Origin of the sequence: Zhongshania aliphaticivorans (assembly GCF_902705855.1) — a bacterium.
In the GTDB taxonomy this organism is placed as follows: Bacteria; Pseudomonadota; Gammaproteobacteria; order Pseudomonadales; family Spongiibacteraceae; genus Spongiibacter; species Spongiibacter aliphaticivorans_B.
On sequence record NZ_CACSIJ010000001.1, the window covers coordinates 687,458 to 710,134 of the forward strand.

A 22,677-nucleotide genomic window follows, 5' to 3' on the forward strand; every position below is an offset into this window, starting at 1 on the left:
AGCGCCAAGCCGCACCCAACTTTAGTTTTGTCGCGAAAGACCGTGGCTTGCATCCAAAAACTTATCAGCATGAATATTCTCTGGGGTAATACCCAGCTTTAATACCGTGTCTGTCACGGCATCGATCATTGGCGGCGGCCCACACAAGTAAACTTGCGTTTCATTAGACAAATACTGAGCGGCAACTTGCTCGATAGCCATGTTCACAAACCCAGTGTGGCCGGTCCAGCCGCTGTCCTCTGGCTCATTTGACAGTACCGGCACAAACGTAAACGCGCCGTCCCATTTAGCGGCAATTTCCTCAATACGCTCTAAACAGTACAAGTCTTCTTGGGTACGAGCCCCAAACAGCATAATGCACGGGCGACCCAAGGGCGATTTAGCCGCCTGTTCGAGTAAACTTACAATAGGCGCCAAACCACTACCACCACCCACACAAATAATGGGGGCCTTGCCATCGCGCAACCAGAAGTTACCCGAGGGCCCATGGACTTTCACGTTCTTACTGTCGAGCTTCCCGTCAAACAACATGCCCGTAAACTCACCGCCTGGCACTTGTCGAATAAATAGCTCAATTTCTCGGCAACCGTCTTCAGCTGGTGGCAAGGCGAAAGAATAAGAGCGTGCGGCAAGGCCTTCATCGACCTCTAATTGCACATATTGACCCGCATCAAACCAAATTGGCCTATCCAGCAAAATGGTCACTTTCTTAGTGTCGTGGGTGAGATTTTCAGTCTTAATGATCTTGCCGTCATAATCTTCCGGCGGGTGCAGCTGCTTTAACTCGAAATTTGGAATATTGAGGGTGACATCGCTTTTCAGTGCACTTTGACACGTTAATATAATGCCGCTCTGCAATTCATCGGCTTCCAAAACATACGCAAAATCAGTTAATTCTTTGATTTTACCTTCGGCCAACTTGCACTTGCAGCTACCGCAGGTCCCAACCGTGCAGCTGTGCGGCATGGCATAGCCATGGGAAAGCCCCGCTTCTAGCACTGATTGGCCAGGCTTTACCTCGAAGCTCACGCCTGCCGGTAATATTGTGACCGTCCTAGGGGAGGGTTTTAGAAAATCAAAAAGTGCCACACCTTACTCCTGACCATCAGCGCAAAAATAAGCCACTACTGATCTGCTCATTAATAATTAGGTTTATAGGGTTAATATAAGTAAGCGTACTTTTTATGTCAACACGAACTGACGTAAATTCAATATAGTCCAACACAGCCACCCTGCAGCGAAATTACCCTTCTTAATAAAGTAGCGGTATGTCGTAACGCCCCGTCAAAATGCACTTTGGCGAGTTGCCAGCCAACATATATTTATGCATACTATAAGCTAGCGTATAAAATTCAAACCAAGACAATTCGGGCATTACAATTCAGCGCCACAGCATTCCTTATCAATGCTAAGCCCTTGTAATACGCGCAACCTAGGACCCAGTATGAGCCAACTGATCAACTCGCAGGTTTTATTAAACTCACGCCCTAAGGGTATACCTCAGGCTGAGAATTTCACCATAGCCACCAGTCCTGTCGTTGCGCCGCAAGATGGCGAAGTGCTTATACGCAATCGCTACCTTTCAGTAGAGCCAGCCATGCGGGGCTGGATCTGTGACGCCGGCAACTATTCAGAGCCCGTCGGCATCAATACTGTCATGCGCTCGCTTGCGGTTGGCGAAATCGTCGAATCTAAAGACCCTGCCTATAAAGTCGGCCAGCATGTGTTGGGTATGTTTGGTTGGCAAGACTATGCCACCATACCTGCATCCGGTATAGACCGCGTTATCGACACCAGCAAATTACCCATGTCTACCGCACTCGGCATTTTGGGCATTAACGGTTTGGCGGCTTACTTTGCATTACTTGAGGTTGGCCTACCCAAGGCTGGCGACACCGTACTGGTGTCCACCGCAGCCGGCTCGGTAGGCTCCTGTGTTGCGCAAATTGCCAAAATTAAGGGCTGCAAAACCATTGGCATTACCAGTAGCCCCGAAAAGGTTGAGCTTTGCATTAATGAGTTTGGCTACGACAAGGCCGTCAATTACAACTCGCCTAGCTTTGCCGAAGATCTCGCCAGCGCCTGCACTGACGGCGTAGACGTGTATTTTGACAACACCTCCGGCCGCATTAGCGATGCCGCATTAACACTGCTCAATCAACGCGCACGTGTCGTTATTTGCGGCACCGCATCTATATCTCAATGGGACCCGATCCCACACGGCCCACGCGTCGAACGCCACATGCTCGTCAAGCGTGCGCGCATGGAAGGTTTCGTTATTTTTGATTACGCCGACCGCTATCACGAAGGTGTCAGTCAACTTAGCGAGTGGATACTCGAAGGTCGACTACACTACAGAGAAGAAATTAAACACGGCATCGAAGAAGCCCCAGATTCAATTGCCGCGCTGTATCGTGGCGACAACCTTGGCAAACGCCTGATTAAATTAGCTGACTAATATCATCGTCAACACAGAGAGATAACATCATGTTTAAAGACTCAACACTAGCTAGCAAACGCGTACTCATCACTGGCGGCGGCACCGGCCTCGGCAAAGAAATCGCGAAAGGCCTTTTAAGCTACGGCGCAGAAGTCTATATCTGTGGTCGCCGAGAATCTGTATTACAAGAGACCGTCGCTGAGCTTTCAAAAATTGGCTCAGGCAAAATTCAATACCGCGTAACTGACATTCGCGACCCCGACGCGATTGAAGCAATGGTTGCCTCTATTTGGGAAGAAGGCCCCCTAACCGGCCTGATCAATAATGCCGCCGCTAACTTTATTTCCCCCACTAAAGATCTATCGCCACGCGGTTATCAAGCCATTCGCTCTACCGTTATGGACGGCGCGTTTTACACCGTGCTCGCTATCGGTAAGCGCTGGATAAAAGAAGGCATTAAAGGCTCTATCGTTAGCAACTTGGTAACCTGGGTGTGGACCGGCTCAGCCTATGTCGTACCGTCAGCCATGGCCAAAACCGCCATAGACTCAATGACTAAATCACTCGCTGTTGAATGGGGACGCTACGGCATTCGCGTTAACGCCGTTGCACCCGGCCCATTCCCAACCGAAGGCGCATGGGACAAACTCAACCCCACCGGCACATCAACCGGCGCCACTGACGCAAGCACTGTACCGATGGGCCGCTACGGCGAAATGCAAGAACTCGCCAACCTGATGACCTTCTTACAAGCTGACGGCTGTGACTACATCACCGGTCAAACCATTGGTATCGACGGCGGCCACCATCTTGCCGCACCGAGCACCTTCGCAAGCTTAGGCAGCTGGTCCGACGAAGATTGGTCGTCTGTTCGCGATTCAATTAAGTCCTCCGCTGAAAAAGAAAAATCTCAGCGTAGCGTTGGTTAAGCTACACACCTTTATTTGGAGAAAAAAATAATGGAACTGGAATCCTTTTTATTTGAGATTCGCAATAACGTCGGGCACATCACCTTAAATCAGCCAGACCGCGGCAATCCGTTTGACGCAAGGTTCTGCCGAGAGTTTAAAGAAATTGCTAACGAGTGCGACGAGAACCCCGAAGTTCGCGCCGTACTCATTAACTCAAATGGACCGTATTTCAGTGTTGGCGGCGATCTCAAAACCTTTCTTGGTAATCGCGATGGATTACCAAGATTTATTAAGTCTGCCACCAGCGACCTCCACTCGGGTGTATCGCGCCTAGCTCGTGGTGATGCACCGGTAATACTGGCATGCGACACGCTTGCTGCTGGCGGTGCAGTCGCACTCGTTGCCGCAGCAGATTATGCTCTGCTAAGCGAAAAGGCGAGCGTTTACGCCGCATTTAGCGGTATCGGCTTTTCTTGCGACAGCGGCTCCTCATATTTTATGCCGCGCCGCGTGGGCCAACGCAAAGCCTTCGATTTTTATCTTAGAAATCAAAAATGGTCTGCGGAACAATGCCTAGAATACGGCCTAGCTAGCGAGATCATTCCAAGCGCGCAACTCGCCGAACAAGCACTTGCACTGGCAGAAGAACTGGCACAAGGCCCAACCTATACATATGGGAAAATTAAAAACTTATTCCACTCCAGCCAAGAAAACACTCTAGAGGCACAGCTCGAGCAGGAAGCCCGCGCCCTCGCTGACTGCACCCGACGCGACGATACTTGGAATGCCGTCAACTCTGTTGCGAAAAAGCAAAAACCCATTTTTAATTACAACTAAATAACAAGAGACCAAATATCATGTGGCCCTATCCCGAGATTAAAAACGTTGCGGATATCGTTCGTTACAACGCTAAGAATTATAGCGACAAACCCGGCACCATATTTTGCGATCACACGCTGAGCTGGGCAGACATTGACGAACTCTCAAACCGCATGGCTAATGGCTTCCGTGCAGAGAACGTCGACGCAAAGGATCGTGTGCTTTATTTTGCAGGCAATGCAGACGATTACTTTTTAACAATCTACGCATCTGCAAAAATTGGCGCAGCTTTTATTCCGCTTAACTGGCGTTTATGCGTAGCAGAAATTGCCGCCATCGTTGAAGATAGCGCGCCCAAAATAGCCCTAGTAGACCTAATTTACAAAGACACCTGGGACGAAGTTCAAAGCAAGCTCCCGCAAGCTATCAAAACGATTTACATTGATCCTGCCAAAAAGGCCAATAATCCATTTTGGCAATGGGCATCAAATTTTGAAAGCACTGATCCAAACTATGTTTGTGAAGGTGACAGCACGGCGTGGCAGATTTACACTTCCGGCACCACCGGTGCACCCAAAGGCGTAGAACTAACTCACGCCGGCATAATGAATATGCGCCTGTGTGAGCATTTTGAGCCTGCCTACACTTGGGGAGAAACTGATCGCTACCTATTTTGCGTCCCCAGCTTTCACCTTCTCGGACTCGGGCTGTCCATGCAGGCCATGTACAACGGCGCCTGCGTCTTAATAGCGCCGCAATTTGACCCCGAAAAAGTTCTGACACTTATAAATACCCACAAACCAACACTAATGGGCTTGGCGCCGGTAATGATCCAGTTCCTGCTGGACCACCCTAGTGCCGCGACCACTGACTTCAGTGGAATACGCGAGATTCTGTATGCAGGTTCCCCCATTTCCAAAGGGCTACTCAAGCGTGCAATCGAAGCCATTCCCTGCAAATTCATGCAGTTTTACGGCGCGACCGAGTCTGGCGGTGCCATCACCCTGCTACGACCAGACGACCACGATTTAGACAATGATAGTATTTTAACGTCCTGCGGTAAGCCGCTTCCGTTAATTGATATGAAAATTATCGATGCCGAAGGTAATTCACTGCCCGCCAATGCTCCTGGAGAAATGGTGATTCGCGCGCCATCCATCACTAAAGGCTATTGGAATAAGCCCGAAGCATGGAAGGACGTGTACGAAAATGGCTGGTATAAAACCGGCGACGTTGGCTACTACGATGATAACGGCTATTTTTATTTGATCGACCGAGCTAAAGACATGATCGTCAGCGGTGGCGAAAATATCTATTGCTCGGAAGTCGAAAACTGCTTATCGCTGCACGGCGCCGTTGCTGCTGCAGCCATCATTGGTGTACCCAGCGAAAAATGGGGTGAGGAAGTAAAAGCATTCATCATGTTAAAGCCTGGGCAATCCACCACTGATGCAGAACTAATTGCACATTGTAAAGCCAGCCTAGCCGGCTACAAATGTCCAAAGAGTATTGAGTTTGTCAGCGACTTCCCTCGCACTGGTGCCGGCAAAGTCTCTAAAAAAGATCTTCGCGCACCCTACTGGGAAGGCCAAGAACGTTCCGTGTAAGTAAACATGTAGGCAAAAAAAATGCCCGCCAACTCTAAGAGTTGCGGGCATTTTTCTTACTACTTAGAACAGAAAGGCTAACCAATCTTACCCTTCATCTTGTCTAAATTTTTATTCAACTTTCTTAACATCTCAACGCAGCCACGAACTTCATCTACCGATATACCTTGTAGCATATCTTCGTTCGCCTGAACCGTTAGCACACGCATTTCTTTAATAACACGGCGCCCTTCTGGCGTAAGATGTATGCGCTTAATCCGGCGATCATTTGCATCTGCACGACGCTCAACCATACCCACATCTTGTAAGCGGTCAATCAAGCCACCCAAAGTAACCTTACCCAAACCCATCTCATCAGCCAGATCAGACTGGGGCACACCATCACGACGCGACAGATAAGCCATTGCCCACGCCTGTGACCGAGTAACCTTTAAGGGTTTAAATAAATCGTCAATGACGATACGACGAAGCCGAGCGGCGTCATGAATAATAAATCCCAAACGCAAAACCAAATCTTCCTCAGACTCGAGAAAGTCATTTGATAGTGCAGCGTCATACCCTAGCGACTTCCCTTTTGCAGCCATCACCGACCTCATATCGTGTATATATCAAAATATTAACTATAACTATGCTAATCATACACTATATAGACATAGCACAAATAAGATTAATGAATCTGTAATATTACAATACGGCAGGCAACCATTATCGCCACTACCTGCCGCGCTAGAAGCCACCTACTAACGCAGAGACACCTATCGAAATTAAAAAAAAGGCCGCTATAAAGCGGCCAAAGATACACTCACCTGGAAGTAAGTAATTTTAGAGAAGCAACCACAATTAAGTAAAATTTTATATTCAATAGCCGCAACCCGGAAGCATCAGTATTAGCTTATGCTTGCACAATATTAGTAATAAAGCAAACGATACGCTAGGTCATATAACGTTTGGAAATCTAAGCTTTGATTAGCGCCATTAACACCGGCGAGGGCCTGCCTATGGACGAACTTAGATAGCTAGCTTACAATATGCTTAATATCTAAGCATAGCAAGACCATATTAGGATCCAATTTATGACGACTGCCGCCTCCGCCCAAGCACTTTGGTCACCATCCAAAGAAGACATTGAACTCGCGAACTTGAGCACCTTTGCCAAAGGCTTAGAATCTACACATAACATTAGCTTTAAATCAGACTTCCGCGCACTACACCAATGGTCTATTCAAAATCCAGACGCCTTCTGGACCGAATGCCTCACTGCATTTGGCCTAGTGTATGACGGCGATATCAATCCAGCCCGAATCACTACCGATCAAGCGCCATTTGCCCGCTGGTTCCCTCAGTTAAATCTCAACTATGCAGAAAACATGTTGCGTTGGCCCGGCCACTGGACCGCATTGATTGAAGCCGGCGAAGAAGGCGAAGGCCGCCACTGGAGCTTTTCAGAATTGCGCTGCCGAGTGTCCCAACACCAACGCGCGCTGCGCGAACTAGGCGTCAGTGCCGGCGATTGCGTCGCCGGCGTTTTACCCAATATTGGCGAAGCCGTTGCCATCATGCTCGCCGCTGCCAGCATTGGCGCCAGCTGGGCGTCAGTCTCTCCTGATTTTGGTATTGCCGCCGCCTTAGACCGCCTCGGGCAGGTTCAGCCCAGTGTTTTATACTCAGTCGCGGAATATCGCTTTAACGGCAAAACTTACAATGTTGCAAACAACATCAGCAAAATAGCCGCTGACTTACCAAGCCTAAAACGTTTCGTAAAAATCGGCGGTGGCTGGCCCGAAGACAGTGCTGGCATAACTCTAGAAGATGCCCTGCCAGCCGACAACACCCAGCAACCTGACTTTGTTAGACTGCCCTTTCACCACCCGCTATTTGTACTGTTCACATCCGGCACCACCGGCGCACCCAAGTGCATTGTGCACGGTCATGGCGGCACACTGATCCAACTTACCAAAGAGCACCAACTGCACTGTGACATCAGCGCCCAGCAGCGGGTTATCTTCCCGTCGACGCTTGGCTGGATGATGTGGAACTGGAGCATTACCGCATTGGCAAGTGGTGCTACCGTTATTCTTTATGATGGCTCAGTCATCGCGCCGGATGAGCTGTCTATTTTCCGTCTATCCGAGCAGCTACGCGTCAACACCCTAGGTTTACCCAGCGCGTTTATTGAACGCTGCGGACAAAAGCAAATAGATGTGAAAGCTCAGGTACCACTCAAAGATTTAAAATTAATTTTTGCTGGTGGTTCGGTGCTCTCCCCTGAAGGCTTTGAATACGTATACGAGCACATTTCACCAAAAGTACACCTCACTACCGGCTCTGGTGGTACAGATATCGTCTCGTGTTTTATGCTGGGCAATAAATGGCAATCGGTTTACGCTGGCGAAATGCAAGGCCCAGCCCTAGGTATGGATGTGCAAATTTTTAATGAAGACGGTAAGCAGGTTATTGGTGAACGCGGCGAACTGGTCTGCTGCGCGCCTGCTCCCAGCATGCCAGTACGCTTCGCCAACGACCCTGGCAATAAGCGCTTTACCAAGTCTTACTTTGACGGCTTCCCAGATGTATGGACCCACGGCGACTTTGCAGAAGAAACTATTAATGGCGGCTTTGTTATTCATGGCCGCTCAGATTCAGTTCTTAACCCCGGCGGCGTCCGCATTGGCACCGCAGAAATTTATCGCCAAGTTCAAAAAATTGAGAGTATTGAAAATTGCGTGGTCGCAGGGCAGCAATACGACAATGACGTGCGCGTTGTATTATTCGTGGTCTTAGCCGAAGGTCAAAACCTGAGCGACGAATTATGCGCTGAAATACGCCAGCTACTTCGCGAAAATGCCTCACCGCGTCACGTGCCGAAATTTATCATTGCCGTAAACGATATACCCAAAACACGCAGCGGCAAAAATGCTGAAACCGCCGTATCTGCACTTATCAATGGCCGCGAGCCATCGCAGGTACATGCACTAGCAAACCCAGAGTCTCTAGATAACTTCCGCAATAGACCTGAGCTAGCCAAATAATTTAAGGCGTAAAAAAAATGAGCACTGTATCTGGAATTGAACAACTTATTGCCCACTTTAAACCTGGCGACACCGTTTTTATTCCAGGCAGCGCTGGCGAACCCAGCGAGCTAACGGAAATACTAGTAAACCAAGCTGAGCTAGCACCTGGCGTCACATTTATTACTAGCTTTGTACCGGGCATTAATACGCGCAATCTCTGCAATGCTGAGACTGATCGAAAAATGGCGGTGTTTTTTATGCAAGGCCAATTTCGTAGTGATTACGAAAAAGGTGCCATAAAATTTCGCCCCATAAGCTTTAAACAAATACAGCAGTATTTAACTGCGGACAACACCCGCATCGACTGGATTGTTGCGCAAGTAGCCGCGCCTATCGACGGCCAATGCTCACTTGGACCACATGCCGAGTTTCTACCGAGCCTACTCGCACGAGACTGTAAAGTTCTCGGGGTTATTAACGCCAATACACCAAACGTTCCGAGTGCACCCAGTATTCCTCTTGAGCGTTTCACTGCAACCGCGACATCCAGCGCCGCTTTAGAAAGCTATGACGCTGGTAGCAGTAATGAAATTTCCGAAGCCATCGCCAAACATATCGCCGCACTTATCCCCAACGGCGCTACGCTGCAAATCGGTCTAGGTAAAATACCCTCGCAGTTGCTAGCCGCTTTGAGCGAACACCGCGAGCTTGGCTTTCACACCGGCATGCTCTCTGATTCAGTATTGCCAATGGCAAGCAACGGTTCATTGCGCAAAGAAAATGCATTAACAACCGCAGTATTTGTCGGCTCCGAAAATTTATACCAGCAATTACCCACCCTAAATTCACTCAATATTGCCGGCGCGGAATTCACCCACGATCCCGCAGTCTTGGTCAATATACCTAAGTTGCACTCCATTAATTCCGCATTAGAAGTCGATATATTGGGCCAAGTAAATGCTGAAACGCTAAACAACAAATATGTTAGCGCGCCAGGTGGATTACCCGACTTTGCAGCGGCAGCAAGCCGCCAGCAAGACGGTCTGTCGATTGTTGCCCTACCCTCGACCGACCCCAGCGGTAAACACTCACGTATTACTGCCAAATTCCGCAGTGGCACGCCGGTTAGTGTTCCGCAGTTTGATGTTGACTACGTGGTAACGGAGTTCGGCGCGGCGTATTTACGCGGCGCCACGCCAAGCGAACGGCATGAACGCATCATTGCCATCGCTCACCCAGATCACCGCGAGCAACTAAAAACAAACGCCGCTGGATGAACTATGTAAACGCCGGCACAAGTCAAGATAAGTGTTTGCATATTGTAATCATGCGAACAGTTAATGTAGTATAGATATCATTACAGTTTACAGTCTGGGCGCGTCTTCCTTAAACAGGTCTTGCCCTCTTAATCGTTCAAAGAGTAGGAGTTTATCAACACATGAAAGGCTTAAATGGGAAAGTTGCAATTGTCACCGGTGGTGGCAGCGGTATTGGTGAAGCAATAGTTTTACGCCTAGCCGAAGAAGGCTGCAAAGTCGCATTATTCGACATCAATGGCGCAGCGGCAGAGCAAGTTGCCGCCAAAGCCAGCTCTGCGGGCAGCGTCACTCCCTTCATTGCCGACATCACCAATATGGATGCCGTCGAAGCTGCAGTGGCGCAAGTTGAAGAAACACTAGGTCCAGTCTGGATGCTGGTTAACAACGCGGGCTGGGATCAAGTGCTTCCTTTCCTTAAAACCACGCCGGAATTGTGGCAAAAAATTATCAACCTAAACCTTTACGGCCCAATTCATATGCATGCGGCAGTATGTAAACGTATGGCTGCCCGCAACGCTGGTCGTGTTATCAATGTTGCCTCTGATGCTGGTCGCGTTGGCACAAGCCATGAAGCCGTATACTCAGCCTGTAAAGGCGGCACTATCGCTTTCGGTAAATCTATTGCCCGCGAATTAGCCCGCAACAATGTTTTAGTTAACTCTGTTTGCCCCGGCCCCACTGACACCCCTGCAATGGCAGCCGTGGCAGGTACAGGTGAAGAAGCGCAAAAATGGAAAGAGTCTATGGCTAGAGGCATTCCATTGCGTCGCATGGGCCAAGCAGATGACTACGCAGGCATTATTGCGTTTCTCGGCAGCGACGACGCTGACTACATCACCGGACAGACAATTTCTGTTTCCGGCGGACTAACAATGCACGGCTAATCCCCCGTTCAAATACCGTTTTAAAGAGGTTAATTATTATGTTTGCAACCACACCTTATGAAGACATCACTTACGAAAACCGCAATGGCGCAGCGTGGATCACCATTAACCGCCCCAAGGTTTACAACGCATTTCGCGGCAAAACAATTGAAGAGCTTATTCATGCATTTTTGACCGCTGCTAGCGACAAAAGCGTAGGTGTAGTGGTATTAACTGGCTCAGGCGACAAAGCGTTCTGTACTGGTGGTGATCAATCTAATCACGACGGCGACTACGATGGTCGTGGCGTTGTGGGCCTGCCCATTGACGAATTGCAATCTGCAATTCGCGATATTCCAAAACCAGTCATTGCCGCTGTAAATGGTTTTGCGATTGGTGGCGGACACGTACTTGCCACTATCTGCGACATGACGATTGCTGCCGACACCGCAAAAATGGGCCAAGTAGGACCTAAAGTGGGTTCGGTTGACGCTGGCTGGGGCACTGCATATTTGGCTCGTATCGTGGGCGAGAAGAAAGCACGCGAAATTTGGTATATGTGTAAGCGTTACACTGCACAAGAAATGATGGATATGGGCTTGGTAAACAAAGTTGTTCCCGCTGCCGAGCTAGTAGCTGAAGTGACTAGCTGGTGTGACACCATTATGGAGCATAGCCCGACTGCAATGGCGCTGGCTAAGCGTTCATTCAACTGCGATTCAGAATCTATTCGCGGTATCAGCATGATGGGCCTAAACGCCGTTAAAATGTACTACGATACTGAAGAGTCGCAAGAAGGCGTAAATGCGTTTAACGAAAAACGTAAGCCTAACTTCCGTCAATTCTGATTGACCAAGCAGCCGTACAACAGTGCACGGCTGCTACCTCATCAAAATTAAATATTAAGAAGGTCACTCGGCAAAGTGCCAGAAAAGCTAAAACACTCCAGATAAAACTATAAATGGGGTAGTAAATGAATAGCTATAACACCCAATTTAACAGCACAGACAAGCAATTTTCCCACGATATAATGCGGCTAAGCCAAGCCAGCCATATCGCGCTACTCCTTTACGACCGCAACACCCCGCAGCAACCTATTAGTTTTTTATTTAATGATGGCATCTCTGAGCTGCTAGCAGACAACTATACAAAACGTGTTTGCCAGCATGATCCGCTACTCCCTCACGCAGGTACATCGAACAGCGATGCCATACGTCGCACCGAAATTACGACTAGAAAAAAATCGGTTCAACTCACAGATACCACGTACTCCGACACTTTATATCAAGACGTTCTCGCCCATGCCGGCTATAGGGAAACAGCGGCATTTAGCCACCGCGTTAGCAGCAACTTACATTTAGTGGTCGGCTTATTACTCTCTAACAAAGCTCGTAATGGCCGCCATTTGCAGCTAGATGCCGCCAGCCAACTTACCGAAGAATGGCTCAGCGTTTGCGCAGACAATCTCATTGATTCATCCATTCGCCACCACCTTTATCACAACAGCACTAAGCTTCCACAGCCCCAAAATGGGTTCAATGAAACGGCAATAAACCGAGGTGATTTTGGCTTAAGTCAGCGCGAGGCCGATGTGGTTGGCGAGCTAATCAAAGGCAAGAGCAATAAGCAGATCAGCGCCGCTTTAACGTTGTCTGAATACACGGTTGAAAATTATTTACGAAAGATTTACAAAAAATTTAATGTCCATAGTCGCACAGAGTTAATCGCGGTATTGGCGCATACCGCCAGATAAACCCGTAAGTGCCGACAGCTAGGGGGAACATCACGCTGCCAGCGACTTAAGGAACATGAATCGCCAATGCTTTTTTCAGCATGGGCGAACTCATTGCTCGACCTTAAAAACTATTCAAAGAATCCAAGTCGTCAATCGCATGAGTCATCCGACTAATAAATTCTAAAGAGGTATCTCTAGGCTGCATGTCTGGCACATCAGGATTTGGGCTTAATACTGGTGTCCACCACGCCAAGGCACCAAACAGCTGCTGGCGATACTGGGTCCATGCCTCGTCAAACGGCGTCTCTGGGCCGCCATTGGCTTTTAGCTCTGCCAAGTAATGGATAATTAAATCTTTTTCCCATGCTCGGCGGTCAGCAGTCGCTAAGCCAGTAGAAAGTGCATAGGCAATATCACGACTCCAATGCCCAACACACATACACTGCCAATCACTCAAGCCCATATGATTATCGGCGGTGATATACCAGTTTTTTAAATGTACATCTGAGTGAACAAGAGTGTGCGGAAGCTGCGCATGACGCGCTACGCTTTGCAGGGTTGCGGGCCATACTTTCTCTGCCTGCTTAAAGAGGCGCTCTGGAATCACCTCCCTCGCCTCTTTAAACCCGATATCTGCCTGTGGCCCAAACCCTGCTTCATTAGCAGTAATAGTGAAGAAATCTTCCCAGGTATTCAGGTAGGACAACTCACCTTTAAAGGCGTCACTTTCGTAATATTTGCCATGCAATTTTGCGAGTAAGGAAACCTGCTCAAGCGCCATTTTCTCTGTGACCACGGTACGGTGATCACAGAAGGTAACGTCATTACTCATATCTTCCAGCATAACAATGGAGTTCAATGTTTCTGGATTAAAGTTTGAGAACAAGCCCTTTGGTGCCTCTAAATCTAACTGTGAACGAATGATGTTATAAAAATTCACCTCGCCCTCAATCGCGCCATTCATACCCAGCAAACAGCGGCTTGCCAGGGTAAATGTGGATTTACAAAACACACTCTCTGGTAGGCCAGAATCGGCCTTATTGTATTCGAGAAATATTCTGCGGCGGCTCGAGGTACCCTCGTCTTCATCGCCTAAACGCCAATTGCTTACCTTTGTACCTGGCTGCTTCTTGCAGAGCACATCTGTGAACCACTCATTACTGAGTAATTCGTAGGCCATCGGAATTTGGTCCGCGCTGGTCACAACGCTGCGCGCTGCACTCTCTGCATCAAAACGGGATTTTATTTCTTCAAATGATAATTTCATTGCACTGAACACCTGCGTAATTATATTTAGTCGATAAGCGTTACAGAGATACTAACAAGCATTGACCATACACTCGATAGACGGATTCCCGTCTATTCGGCAACATCAAGTCAAAAAGACGATATAACGTGGAATGGAAATAAAAGCATAGCGACATAAAGCAATCCCCGCCATTCAAACAACGGAGTACACTTTATTAGTGGGTAGGTATATTTCTTAGAGCACAAACTCAGCGAGTAGATATACCCGCTGAGTTTGTGGCTTACCGCATTATATTTTCTTGTATTTTTTGAAAATATCTTTAGCGATGATGGTCTTCATAACCTCTATAGATCCGCCCGCTATTTTCACAATACGCGCATCGGCATAAGCTCGGCATATTGGGTATTCCCACATATAGCCCCAACCACCAAATAGCTGTAGACATTCATCAACTGCTTTGCAGTGAAGATTGCTCAGCTGCATTTTAGCGATCGCCGCCGTTACGGAGTCCAATTTACCTTCCATAAACAACTCGATGCATTTATCGGTAAATACACGACCCACAACAGCCTCAGCTTTAAGCTCAGCCAGTTTAAATTGGGTGTTTTGGAAATCTGCAATGGTTTGACCAAAGGCTTCGCGCTGAGATACGTATTCAGCGGTCCACTCAATAACCGTTTCGGTTACTGTTGCACTACGGATAGTTTGCGCCAATCGCTCTTGGGCCAATTGGTGCATCATGATCTTGAAGCCCTTACCCTCTTCGCCCAACATATTGGTTGCTGGAATACGAACATCTTGGAAGAATAACTCAGAGGTATCCTGTGCCTTCATGCCCAATTTATCGAGGTTTTGACCACGTATAAAGCCGTCTCTATCACCTTCAACAATAAACAGCGTTACGCCATTAGCGCCCGCTTCTTGGTCCGTTTTCGTGGCCAAAACCAAGATGTCACACATCTGACCATTTGAGATAAATACTTTTTGGCCATTGATAACGTAGTCGTCACCGTCTTTAACCGCTTTGGTACGAATATTTTTAAGATCGCTGCCCGCATGGGGCTCGGTCATACCCAATGAGCCTATCCATTCGCCAGATACCATCTTGGGAAGAATACGTTTCTTTTGTTCTTCGGTGCCGAACTTGTGGATATACGTCGCGACAAGATCCGCGTGAATTAAGAAACCGGGGCCGGAATAACCTGAGCGGAACAGCTCTTCGAACACGATAGCGTCGTAGAGGTAGTCAGCGCCATAACCGCCGTATTCTTCAGGAATAGTACAGCACAAAATGCCCGCTTCACCGGCCTTAAGCCACAGCTCACGCGGAACAATACCGTCCTTTTCCCACTGTTCATGATAGGGAGCTATTTCCTTCTCGATAAACTTCTTTACCGACTCACGGAAAATCTCATGTTCTTCGCTAAAAAGCGTTCTTTCAATCATTAGGCACCACCATTTATTACTTAAACACAAAATACGCTTGGTCACAATATTCATAAAACCCATTGCGCCAGCCCTTGTAAACCTAATGCCGCCTAACTATTTAGTTATAGCGACTGCGCAATAACCGCGCTCATCCTTTAAACGCCACTGCACTGCCGCAACGGCAGTTTGCAACTCGTCATTTAATAATTCGGGATCTATCTCTTTTCGCTGCAACATCGCAAGTAACGACAGCGGCCCACCGGTCCACTTCGGATAGTTCAGCGCATAAATCGCGAGTAAATCCACACCTTCGATAGCATCAACATTGCTTGCTAGCGAGCCAGCGAACCTCGCCTCTAAAGAATTCAATGCCGCCAAGGCAACGACTACCAACATATTCAAACCGTGGCTGCGATCTTCCACGCCAGTGCTACTGGTGTGGCTATCAACGTCAATTCCCATCGCCGTTAAGGCAGCACCCAACTCCACCGAGCTCGCCGCCCGACTAAGCTGTTCTGCATTTAAGCCAGTCTCGCTAACATAAGCAGACAATGCAGACGCCATGGTTCGCAAAGAACCGCTCTCACCATCAACAACTACCGCAGAGATGCCCAGCGTCGCCAATAGGCTAACAGCTGCCGCCTTAGTCTTATCAGCAGCAGGGCCGACTAGCTCAACAAATTCTGATAGCTCGCCGCAAAAATGAATTTCTGCACCACCGCCAACAGTAAATTCGTCCTTGGCTACATCCCGCAAAATGACGGTTTTATCTGCAAACCCTGTTATCTGATCAGAAACGACTAAGTCTGCCGCTGCCTCATCGACTAAGGCAACGCGCTTTTGAAGACGAGTAGGCGCAGATACCGCCGACTGCCAAGCAACTGATGCTGGCAATTCACCTGCCACGCCCAATCTACGCTTAGCGTGTTTTGATGCGGCTGTTTTATTCAAGAAGCAGCTGGTCACCATATTCGAAGCGATGGGATCACTCATCAGATCAACAAAGATGTCCCACTCAACATCGCTACCTGCATCAATATCCAGCAAGAACCCTTCTTTAACGCAACTTACTATCGCGCCAACCGCTGGATATAAATCTGCGCGCTGCTTATTCCAAGCTGTTAACGCCAACATTTCATGCTCAGCACCTAGCGCCTCTACAAAAGCACGGTCTTCTGCCGATACCGCAAACTTGGGCTTATCCCACTTCGCACCCGCGGCCATATTAGCAGCGAGGTCTTGTGCGCGAGCCACCAGAGAATCCGCTTCACTCAGCTCATCAACCAATCCCAATTCGAATGCTTTAACGGGGCTAATCGCGCCGCCGTCCAGTAACATTTTTATCGATTCTTTAATCCCGATATATCTTGGTAACCGCTGGGTGCCACCGGCACCCGGCAACAAGCCTAGTAAAATTTCTGGCAAGCCTAAGATAGGCGCAGTGGACTCAACACACACTCGCGCATGGCAGGCCATGGCAATTTCAAGCCCGCCGCCTAGCGCCAAGCCATTAACAGCTGCAACAACCGGCACCGGTAAACGCTCTAAACGCCGAAACAAAGAACCCAAATAGCTATAACGCTCACGCATTTCGGTTTTCGTTGCACTGAAACGCATGGTGCCGAAATCCTGAATCATCGCCAAATCTGCACCGGCAACGAAGGCACTTTTTCCAGAGGTGATCACCAACCCTTTGATCTTGCCATCGCTTGCGTCAACCGTATCAATCAAGCTACTCAGATCTGCCATCATCGCTTCAGAGAAAACGTTAAAGGGCCGCCCCGGCATATCCAATGTTGCCAAGGCGATACCGCGACTGTCGATCTCAAGCTGTATGTTTTCCATCCGATCAAAGCTACCTATATATCAAAATAAAAAATTCGTATAAATCCTATTTTTTACCTGCCCACCTGCATTTCGAACAAGTTTTATACAGCTACAAAAAAGGCCTATCAATTAGAACGTAAGTATACATACATGTTTGCAACAGTAAAGTACGCATGCTATCCTTTTATCAAAATCACTAGGCAAAATACGTACATATATGAACGGAATAACGGTAGCTGGTACATATCTTCCCCAAGCCCGTATAGCGCGCTCAGAAATCGCCAAAGCACACGCTTGGGCAATCAGCGCCTTAAAAGGTAAATCCAAGGGCCAGCGCAGTGCTGCAGCATGGGATGAAGACGCGATTACTATGGCGGTGGAATCTTCACGCGGCCTATTAAATAGCGGCGTGCAAATAGATCAATGTGTGTTTGCCTCTACATCACACCCTTTTGTTGATCGCAGCTCCGCCACCATCGCCGCGGCGGCCTTAGGCCTGCCAAATGATGTCATTACCACGGACGCCGCCACCAGCCGTCGCGCCGCCACCAGCGCACTCATTCAAGCATTGCGCTGCAACGGCAATACCCTACTCCTCAGCGGCGAAAAACGTATTGCCAGACCGGGTAGCTGGGCAGAAATTGTTTGGGGCGACGCGGGCGCCGCCGTATTAGTTTCAGATGCAGCACCGCAGGCCACCTGCATTGGTTGGCAGAGCCGTAACGAAGACAGTCCAGATTTTTATACCGCTACTGGCTTCCACCCTTATCAAGGCGAAGAACGCTGGATAAAGGAACAACTAGTTAGTGGTATTGCCGCACCAACGATTCGTGCTGCAATCGACAAAGCGGGCCTGAAAGCTGCCGACATTACCTGGGCGGTATTACCAGACCCTTCACCGGCCTGTGAAAAAACCTTAGCCAAAGAGCTGGGTTTAAGCGCCACCCTGCTCACCCAAGAAATTGTCGCCAATGCTGGCGACCTAGGTAGTGCTCACCCGATTTTTGGTTTAGCACTTGCGCTAGAGCGCGCCAAAGTCGGTGACACCATTTTGATTGCCAGCTTTGGCAATGGCTGCGATGCCTTGGTCTTTAAGGTTGAATCCTTGGCCACAAAATCATCTAGTACAGACGCACAATTACAAGGTGGTAGCGCAGGCAGCTATATGCCGTTTATTAATTCACGCGGCTTATTCGACATCGACTGCGGCCCACGCGCCGAGCGCATAGATAAAACCTCATTCAGCGTACATGCACGCTATCAGCGCGACATCACTAGCTTTACCGGCGGAAAAATTACTGGCGGCGGCGCGGTCCAGTTTCCGAAAAGCCCCGTTGCACTGGATCAAGCGGCGACAACACCCGCGCAATATATCGATGTTTGTCTTGCTAGCGAGCGCGCAAGCGTAGTGTCTTACACCGCCGACTATTTAACGTATACGCCACAACCGCCGTTCTGCTTCGGCTTGGTTCAGTTTGGTAACGGTGCTCGCGTGGCAATGGAATATGTCGATGTGCCCAGCGAGGGCTTAGATGTTGGCGATGAATTAGAAATGCGCTTCAGAATTAAACATATTGACCGCGAACGGGGATACAGGCATTACTTCTGGAAAGCTGCTCCCATAAACACCACCACCGGAGAGCAAAACTGATGGCTAGCGGAATTAAAGATAAGGTCGCCATCATTGGCATGGGCTGCAGTACATTTGGCGAACGCTGGAATGTAGGCGCCGAAGAATTAATGACCGAAGCATTTAGCGAAGCACTTAGCGATGCCGGCATCACCAAAGAAGATCTTGGCGCCGCGTGGTTAGGTAGCGCCCTAGACGACGTCAATATCGGTAACTCTGCACTACCGTTGGCCTTTGGCCTTCGCCTGCCACGCATTCCCGTTTCACGGGTAGAAAATATGTGCGCCACCGGTACAGAAGCACTCCGCGCCGCTACTTACGCTGTTGCCTCTGGTGCCGTTGACATCGCCGTTGCTGTCGGCGTTGAGAAACTAAAAGACACTGGTTACGGTGGCCTGCCGTTACGTACCAAAGGCACATTCAACGACTTGTGGATGCCCTACGGTTCCGCACCGGGCGGCTTTGCCCAATTAGCCGGCGCCTATCGCGCACGCTATGGCGTTAGCAAAGACGACCTAAAACGCGCCATGGCCCATGTGTCGTGGAAAAGCCATCAAAATGGTGCCCGCAATGAAAAAGCGCATTTGCGCAAAGCGGTAGACATCGACACTATTTTGAATGCGCCGATGATCTCTGACCCGCTAGGCCTGTTCGACTGCTGTGGCGTGAGTGACGGTGCCGCCTGCGCCATTGTGACCACCCCCGAAATTGCAGCAACACTGGGTAAAAATAATCCGGTTGTCGTGAAATCCATTCAAATCTCCGCCAGCAATGGCTGGGAAAGCAGCGCCGACGGTTGGGACGGCAGCTATGTCGTCAACACCCGCGAAGCCGCGAAGCGCGCTTACGCTGAAGCTGGGGTTAAAAACCCCGAGCAAGAAATCAGCCTTGCCGAAGTACACGACTGCTTCTCTGTGACCGAATTAGTCACCATGGAAGACTTGGGTTTATCGAAAGACGGCTGTGCAATTACCGACATTCTCGACGGCAAGTTTGATGCAGACGGCAAAATCCCAGTTCAAATCGATGGCGGCTTAAAGTGCTTTGGCCACCCGGTTGGCGCCACTGGCTTACGCATGGTGTACGAAATGTATCTACAGCTTCAGGGCCGTGCCGGCGATCGCCAACGTGACAATGTAAGACTAGGCTTGACTCACAATTTAGGTGGCTCACCCAGCAATAGCGTGTCTGCAGTAGGTCTGTTTGGTTTACTCGATTAATTTTTCATCTACAACAAGGTAATGAGGCAGCAATGGCTGGTTTATATTTAGAAGAGTTTTCAATTGGGCAAGTGTTTAAGCACGAAATTCGTCGCACTGTTTTAGAGTCCGACAATATGCTGTTTTCGTCGCTAACCTATAACTCGGCGCCCATTCATATTGATCACGACTACGCGTCGAAAACTGAATTCGGCAAACCGCTGATGAACAGTGTATTCACCTTAGGTTTAATTATTGGCCTGAGCGTACAAGACACTACGGTGGGAACTACCATCGGCAATCTGGGTTTTGGCGAAGTCACCTACCCTGCGCCGGTATTTGCTGGCGATACCATTCGCTGCGAAACCACGGTTTTAGAAATACGCGAAAGTAAATCCCGCCCCACCCAAGGGATTGTCGCCTTTGAACATAAGGGTATTAATCAGGACGGCGTAGCGGTGTGCGTTGCTATTCGCAAAGCGCTTATGATGAAAAAGCCTGTTAACTAAGACTGGACCTACAGATGATTTACCGTTCATTTTTATTTGCACCGGGCGACTCTGATCGCAAGATTGAAAAAGCGATTGCGAGTAATGCCGACGCCATCATTCTAGATTTAGAAGACGCCGTTGTTGCTGAAAACAGACCCATGGCACGCACCCAAGTGCGTGATGTATTACAAGCGACGGGCCCTACTATGCCCGGCCGCTTATGGGTACGCATCAACCCAGTATGCACCGACGACTGTCTGTCTGATCTTGCCGCCATTACCTGCGATGGCTTAGCTGGCGTGATGGTGCCAAAACCCGATAGCGCAGCTGACATCGACACAGTTAGTTATTATCTTGCCGCCCTAGAACGCCGTGAAGGTTTGACTGCGGGCAGTATAAAAATACTGTCTGTTATGACCGAAACCGGTAAAGGCTTCCTTAACGCCGCTAGCTACGGCAACGCTGACCGCCCACGCTTAAGTGGCGTATTGTGGGGCGCAGAAGATTTGTCTGCAGCACTGGGCGCCTCTGCCAATACCGACGAAGATGGCGCGCTGTCATTCACCTATCAAATGGCAAGGTCATTGTGTTTAGCGGCTGCTAGTGCCGGTGAGATTCAAGCCATAGACACTGTCTACACCGACTTTAAAAACCCTGACGGCCTGCGCGCTAATTCACTCGCCGCACGTCGGGAAGGCTTTCTTGGCAAGATCGCGATTCACCCCAATCAAGTCGACATTATTAACGAATGCTTTAGTCCGTCGCCTGACGATATTGCCCATGCCAAAGCAGTTATTGCTGCGTTTGCAGAAAACCCCGGCAAAGGCACAGTTGGTCTAAACGGTAAAATGCTAGACCGTCCACATCAGGTTCAAGCTGAGCGAGTTTTGTCACTGGCAGAAGCATTTAATATTCAGTAATCATCAAAATATTCGGTGCACACAAGATGCGCACCGAGCAGTCAAAGCAGAGGTAATACACATGGATTTTTCAATGTCAGAAGACCACCAAGCCTTACGCGAAGGCGTTGCGTCGGTAATGAAAAAATTCGATGCCGACTACTGGCTAGAGCGCGACGAAGATGGTGAATTCCCACGGGATTACCACCGCGCCATGGCAGACGCTGGCTGGCTTGGCATTACCATGCCAGAAGAATACGGCGGCTCAGGCCTAGGTGTAACTGAAGCGGCAATCATGATGCACGAAATCGCCAGCCACGGCGGTGGTATGGCAGCAACATCTGCTGTGCATATCAATTTATTTGGACCACACCCTATCGTTGTTAAAGCGACCCACGAGCAAAAACAACGCTGGATTCCACGCCTAGTCTCTGGCGAAGACCAGTGCTGCTTTGGCTTCACCGAACCCAATGCCGGTTTAAACACTACCCAGATCACCACCTTTGCACAAAAGGTTGAAGGCGGTTATATCGTTAACGGCCAAAAGGTGTGGACCTCTACCGGTCAAGTCGCCAACAAAATTATGTTGCTAGCGCGCACCACCAAAATTGAAGACTGCAAAAAACCTACCGACGGTATCTCTATTTTCTATACCGATATGGATCGCAGCAAAATTGAAGTCACACGCATCCCTAAAATGGGCCGCAAATGTGTTGATTCAAATTCGACGTTTATCGACGGCCTATTTGTACCTGACGAAGATCTCATCGGCGAAGAAGGCAAAGGCTTTTCTTACATACTCCACAGCCTAAACCCAGAGCGTATTCTAATTGCCGTTGAAGCGATTGGTATTGGTCAAGACGCCCTGCGTCGCGCCACCCAATATGCAAAAGAGCGTGAAGTATTTGGTCGTCCAATTGGTAAAAACCAAAGTATTCAGCATCCTTTGGCTGAAAACTGGATGTACTTAGAAGCCGCGTTTAACACCGCCATGAAAGCGGCGTGGTTATATGACAACAACCAGCCCTGCGGTGCTGAAGCAAACTCCGCGAAATTCCTCGGCGCACGCGCAGGCTACGACGCATGTTTGCAAGCCGTGCTAACTCACGGTGGCATGGGTTACGCCAAGGAATACCATGTAGAGCGCTTGCTGCGTGAAGTTACCGTAACCCGCATCGCACCTATCACCGAACAGCTTATTAGCTGCTTTATTGCTGAGAAAGTTCTCGGCCTGCCAAAGAGTTATTAA

19 protein-coding genes are annotated in these 22,677 nt (G+C 49.1%); 14 read left to right on the plus strand and 5 right to left on the minus strand.

Annotation, left to right across the window (positions count from 1 at the left end; all coding sequences use genetic code 11):
- Positions 1 to 21: 21 nt before the first annotated feature.
- A complete protein-coding gene (locus GVJ32_RS03135; protein ID WP_159238559.1) occupies positions 22 to 1,089 on the minus strand; it encodes a 2Fe-2S iron-sulfur cluster-binding protein in 1,068 nt (355 codons plus the stop codon).
- A gap of 355 nt (positions 1,090 to 1,444) precedes the next feature.
- Here GVJ32_RS03135 and GVJ32_RS03140 point away from each other — a divergent pair, with 355 nt between their 5' ends.
- The 4 genes from GVJ32_RS03140 to GVJ32_RS03155 are packed head-to-tail and all read left to right on the plus strand — an operon-like array spanning position 1,445 to position 5,777.
- On the plus strand, positions 1,445 to 2,458 hold the full coding sequence (locus tag GVJ32_RS03140) for an NADP-dependent oxidoreductase (RefSeq protein ID WP_159238560.1): 1,014 nt from the start codon (positions 1,445 to 1,447) through the stop codon (positions 2,456 to 2,458).
- 29 nt (positions 2,459 to 2,487) lie between these two features.
- Complete coding sequence (locus GVJ32_RS03145; protein ID WP_159238561.1) at positions 2,488 to 3,369, plus strand: SDR family oxidoreductase; 882 nt, start codon at positions 2,488 to 2,490, stop codon at positions 3,367 to 3,369.
- A gap of 30 nt (positions 3,370 to 3,399) precedes the next feature.
- On the plus strand, positions 3,400 to 4,188 hold the full coding sequence (locus GVJ32_RS03150; RefSeq protein WP_159238562.1) for an enoyl-CoA hydratase/isomerase family protein: 789 nt from the start codon (positions 3,400 to 3,402) through the stop codon (positions 4,186 to 4,188).
- A gap of 20 nt (positions 4,189 to 4,208) precedes the next feature.
- On the plus strand, positions 4,209 to 5,777 hold the full coding sequence (locus GVJ32_RS03155; protein WP_159238563.1) for a long-chain-fatty-acid--CoA ligase: 1,569 nt from the start codon (positions 4,209 to 4,211) through the stop codon (positions 5,775 to 5,777).
- A 77-nt stretch (positions 5,778 to 5,854) separates the two neighbouring features.
- Here GVJ32_RS03155 and GVJ32_RS03160 read toward each other — a convergent pair whose 3' ends face one another.
- Positions 5,855 to 6,361, minus strand: a complete 507-nt coding sequence (locus tag GVJ32_RS03160; RefSeq protein WP_159238564.1) for a MarR family winged helix-turn-helix transcriptional regulator — start codon at positions 6,359 to 6,361, stop codon at positions 5,855 to 5,857.
- Between the two features lie 489 nt (positions 6,362 to 6,850).
- Between GVJ32_RS03160 and GVJ32_RS03165 the strand changes: the two genes are divergently transcribed.
- The 5 genes from GVJ32_RS03165 (at position 6,851) to GVJ32_RS03185 (ending at position 12,723) form a co-directional block, all read left to right on the plus strand.
- Positions 6,851 to 8,806 (plus strand): acetoacetate--CoA ligase, encoded by a 1,956-nt coding sequence (locus GVJ32_RS03165; RefSeq protein ID WP_159238565.1) that lies wholly within the window; start codon positions 6,851 to 6,853, stop codon positions 8,804 to 8,806.
- Positions 8,807 to 8,823: 17 nt separating this feature from the next.
- The gene (locus GVJ32_RS03170; RefSeq protein WP_159238566.1) at positions 8,824 to 10,065 is read left to right on the plus strand and encodes an acetyl-CoA hydrolase/transferase family protein; all 1,242 of its coding nucleotides are present in this window, start codon (positions 8,824 to 8,826) and stop codon (positions 10,063 to 10,065) included.
- A gap of 161 nt (positions 10,066 to 10,226) precedes the next feature.
- The gene (locus GVJ32_RS03175; RefSeq protein ID WP_159238567.1) at positions 10,227 to 10,991 is read left to right on the plus strand and encodes an SDR family oxidoreductase; all 765 of its coding nucleotides are present in this window, start codon (positions 10,227 to 10,229) and stop codon (positions 10,989 to 10,991) included.
- Between the two features lie 38 nt (positions 10,992 to 11,029).
- Positions 11,030 to 11,818: an enoyl-CoA hydratase-related protein gene (locus tag GVJ32_RS03180; RefSeq protein WP_159238568.1), complete on the plus strand. Its 789-nt coding sequence runs from the start codon at positions 11,030 to 11,032 to the stop codon at positions 11,816 to 11,818.
- 125 nt (positions 11,819 to 11,943) lie between these two features.
- Positions 11,944 to 12,723 carry a helix-turn-helix transcriptional regulator gene (locus GVJ32_RS03185; RefSeq protein WP_159238569.1) on the plus strand — a complete coding sequence of 260 codons (780 nt, stop codon included), beginning with the start codon at positions 11,944 to 11,946 and terminating at the stop codon, positions 12,721 to 12,723.
- Positions 12,724 to 12,826: 103 nt separating this feature from the next.
- Here GVJ32_RS03185 and GVJ32_RS03190 read toward each other — a convergent pair whose 3' ends face one another.
- The 3 genes from GVJ32_RS03190 to GVJ32_RS03200 all read right to left on the minus strand — a co-directional run bounded on the left by GVJ32_RS03190 (position 12,827) and on the right by GVJ32_RS03200 (position 17,227).
- Positions 12,827 to 13,972 (minus strand): phosphotransferase, encoded by a 1,146-nt coding sequence (locus GVJ32_RS03190; RefSeq protein WP_159238570.1) that lies wholly within the window; start codon positions 13,970 to 13,972, stop codon positions 12,827 to 12,829.
- Between the two features lie 270 nt (positions 13,973 to 14,242).
- Positions 14,243 to 15,400, minus strand: a complete 1,158-nt coding sequence (locus GVJ32_RS03195; protein ID WP_159238571.1) for an acyl-CoA dehydrogenase family protein — start codon at positions 15,398 to 15,400, stop codon at positions 14,243 to 14,245.
- Between the two features lie 96 nt (positions 15,401 to 15,496).
- Positions 15,497 to 17,227 carry an enoyl-CoA hydratase-related protein gene (locus GVJ32_RS03200; protein WP_159238572.1) on the minus strand — a complete coding sequence of 577 codons (1,731 nt, stop codon included), beginning with the start codon at positions 17,225 to 17,227 and terminating at the stop codon, positions 15,497 to 15,499.
- A gap of 199 nt (positions 17,228 to 17,426) precedes the next feature.
- Between GVJ32_RS03200 and GVJ32_RS03205 the strand changes: the two genes are divergently transcribed.
- The 5 genes from GVJ32_RS03205 (at position 17,427) to GVJ32_RS03225 (ending at position 22,677) form a co-directional block, all read left to right on the plus strand.
- On the plus strand, positions 17,427 to 18,860 hold the full coding sequence (locus tag GVJ32_RS03205) for a 3-oxoacyl-[acyl-carrier-protein] synthase III C-terminal domain-containing protein (RefSeq protein WP_159238573.1): 1,434 nt from the start codon (positions 17,427 to 17,429) through the stop codon (positions 18,858 to 18,860).
- Positions 18,860 to 20,059, plus strand: a complete 1,200-nt coding sequence (locus GVJ32_RS03210) for an acetyl-CoA acetyltransferase (protein ID WP_159238574.1) — start codon at positions 18,860 to 18,862, stop codon at positions 20,057 to 20,059. Before GVJ32_RS03205 ends, GVJ32_RS03210 begins: the two co-directional genes overlap by 1 nt.
- Before the next feature lie 32 nt (positions 20,060 to 20,091).
- A complete protein-coding gene (locus GVJ32_RS03215; RefSeq protein WP_159238575.1) occupies positions 20,092 to 20,547 on the plus strand; it encodes a MaoC family dehydratase in 456 nt (151 codons plus the stop codon).
- 14 nt (positions 20,548 to 20,561) lie between these two features.
- The gene (locus GVJ32_RS03220; protein ID WP_159238576.1) at positions 20,562 to 21,449 is read left to right on the plus strand and encodes an HpcH/HpaI aldolase/citrate lyase family protein; all 888 of its coding nucleotides are present in this window, start codon (positions 20,562 to 20,564) and stop codon (positions 21,447 to 21,449) included.
- 61 nt (positions 21,450 to 21,510) lie between these two features.
- Positions 21,511 to 22,677, plus strand: a complete 1,167-nt coding sequence (locus GVJ32_RS03225; protein ID WP_159238577.1) for an acyl-CoA dehydrogenase family protein — start codon at positions 21,511 to 21,513, stop codon at positions 22,675 to 22,677.

Coding starts and splice junctions, on each gene's coding strand:
- GVJ32_RS03140 (WP_159238560.1), top strand. CDS start 1,445: ATGAGCCAACTGATCAACTCGCAGGTTTTATTAAACTCACGCCCTAAG.
- GVJ32_RS03145 (WP_159238561.1), top strand. CDS start 2,488: ATGTTTAAAGACTCAACACTAGCTAGCAAACGCGTACTCATCACTGGC.
- GVJ32_RS03150 (WP_159238562.1), top strand. CDS start 3,400: ATGGAACTGGAATCCTTTTTATTTGAGATTCGCAATAACGTCGGGCAC.
- GVJ32_RS03155 (WP_159238563.1), top strand. CDS start 4,209: ATGTGGCCCTATCCCGAGATTAAAAACGTTGCGGATATCGTTCGTTAC.
- GVJ32_RS03160 (WP_159238564.1), bottom strand. CDS start 6,361: ATGGCTGCAAAAGGGAAGTCGCTAGGGTATGACGCTGCACTATCAAAT.
- GVJ32_RS03165 (WP_159238565.1), top strand. CDS start 6,851: ATGACGACTGCCGCCTCCGCCCAAGCACTTTGGTCACCATCCAAAGAA.
- GVJ32_RS03170 (WP_159238566.1), top strand. CDS start 8,824: ATGAGCACTGTATCTGGAATTGAACAACTTATTGCCCACTTTAAACCT.
- GVJ32_RS03175 (WP_159238567.1), top strand. CDS start 10,227: ATGAAAGGCTTAAATGGGAAAGTTGCAATTGTCACCGGTGGTGGCAGC.
- GVJ32_RS03180 (WP_159238568.1), top strand. CDS start 11,030: ATGTTTGCAACCACACCTTATGAAGACATCACTTACGAAAACCGCAAT.
- GVJ32_RS03185 (WP_159238569.1), top strand. CDS start 11,944: ATGAATAGCTATAACACCCAATTTAACAGCACAGACAAGCAATTTTCC.
- GVJ32_RS03190 (WP_159238570.1), bottom strand. CDS start 13,972: ATGAAATTATCATTTGAAGAAATAAAATCCCGTTTTGATGCAGAGAGT.
- GVJ32_RS03195 (WP_159238571.1), bottom strand. CDS start 15,400: ATGATTGAAAGAACGCTTTTTAGCGAAGAACATGAGATTTTCCGTGAG.
- GVJ32_RS03200 (WP_159238572.1), bottom strand. CDS start 17,227: ATGGAAAACATACAGCTTGAGATCGACAGTCGCGGTATCGCCTTGGCA.
- GVJ32_RS03205 (WP_159238573.1), top strand. CDS start 17,427: ATGAACGGAATAACGGTAGCTGGTACATATCTTCCCCAAGCCCGTATA.
- GVJ32_RS03210 (WP_159238574.1), top strand. CDS start 18,860: ATGGCTAGCGGAATTAAAGATAAGGTCGCCATCATTGGCATGGGCTGC.
- GVJ32_RS03215 (WP_159238575.1), top strand. CDS start 20,092: ATGGCTGGTTTATATTTAGAAGAGTTTTCAATTGGGCAAGTGTTTAAG.
- GVJ32_RS03220 (WP_159238576.1), top strand. CDS start 20,562: ATGATTTACCGTTCATTTTTATTTGCACCGGGCGACTCTGATCGCAAG.
- GVJ32_RS03225 (WP_159238577.1), top strand. CDS start 21,511: ATGGATTTTTCAATGTCAGAAGACCACCAAGCCTTACGCGAAGGCGTT.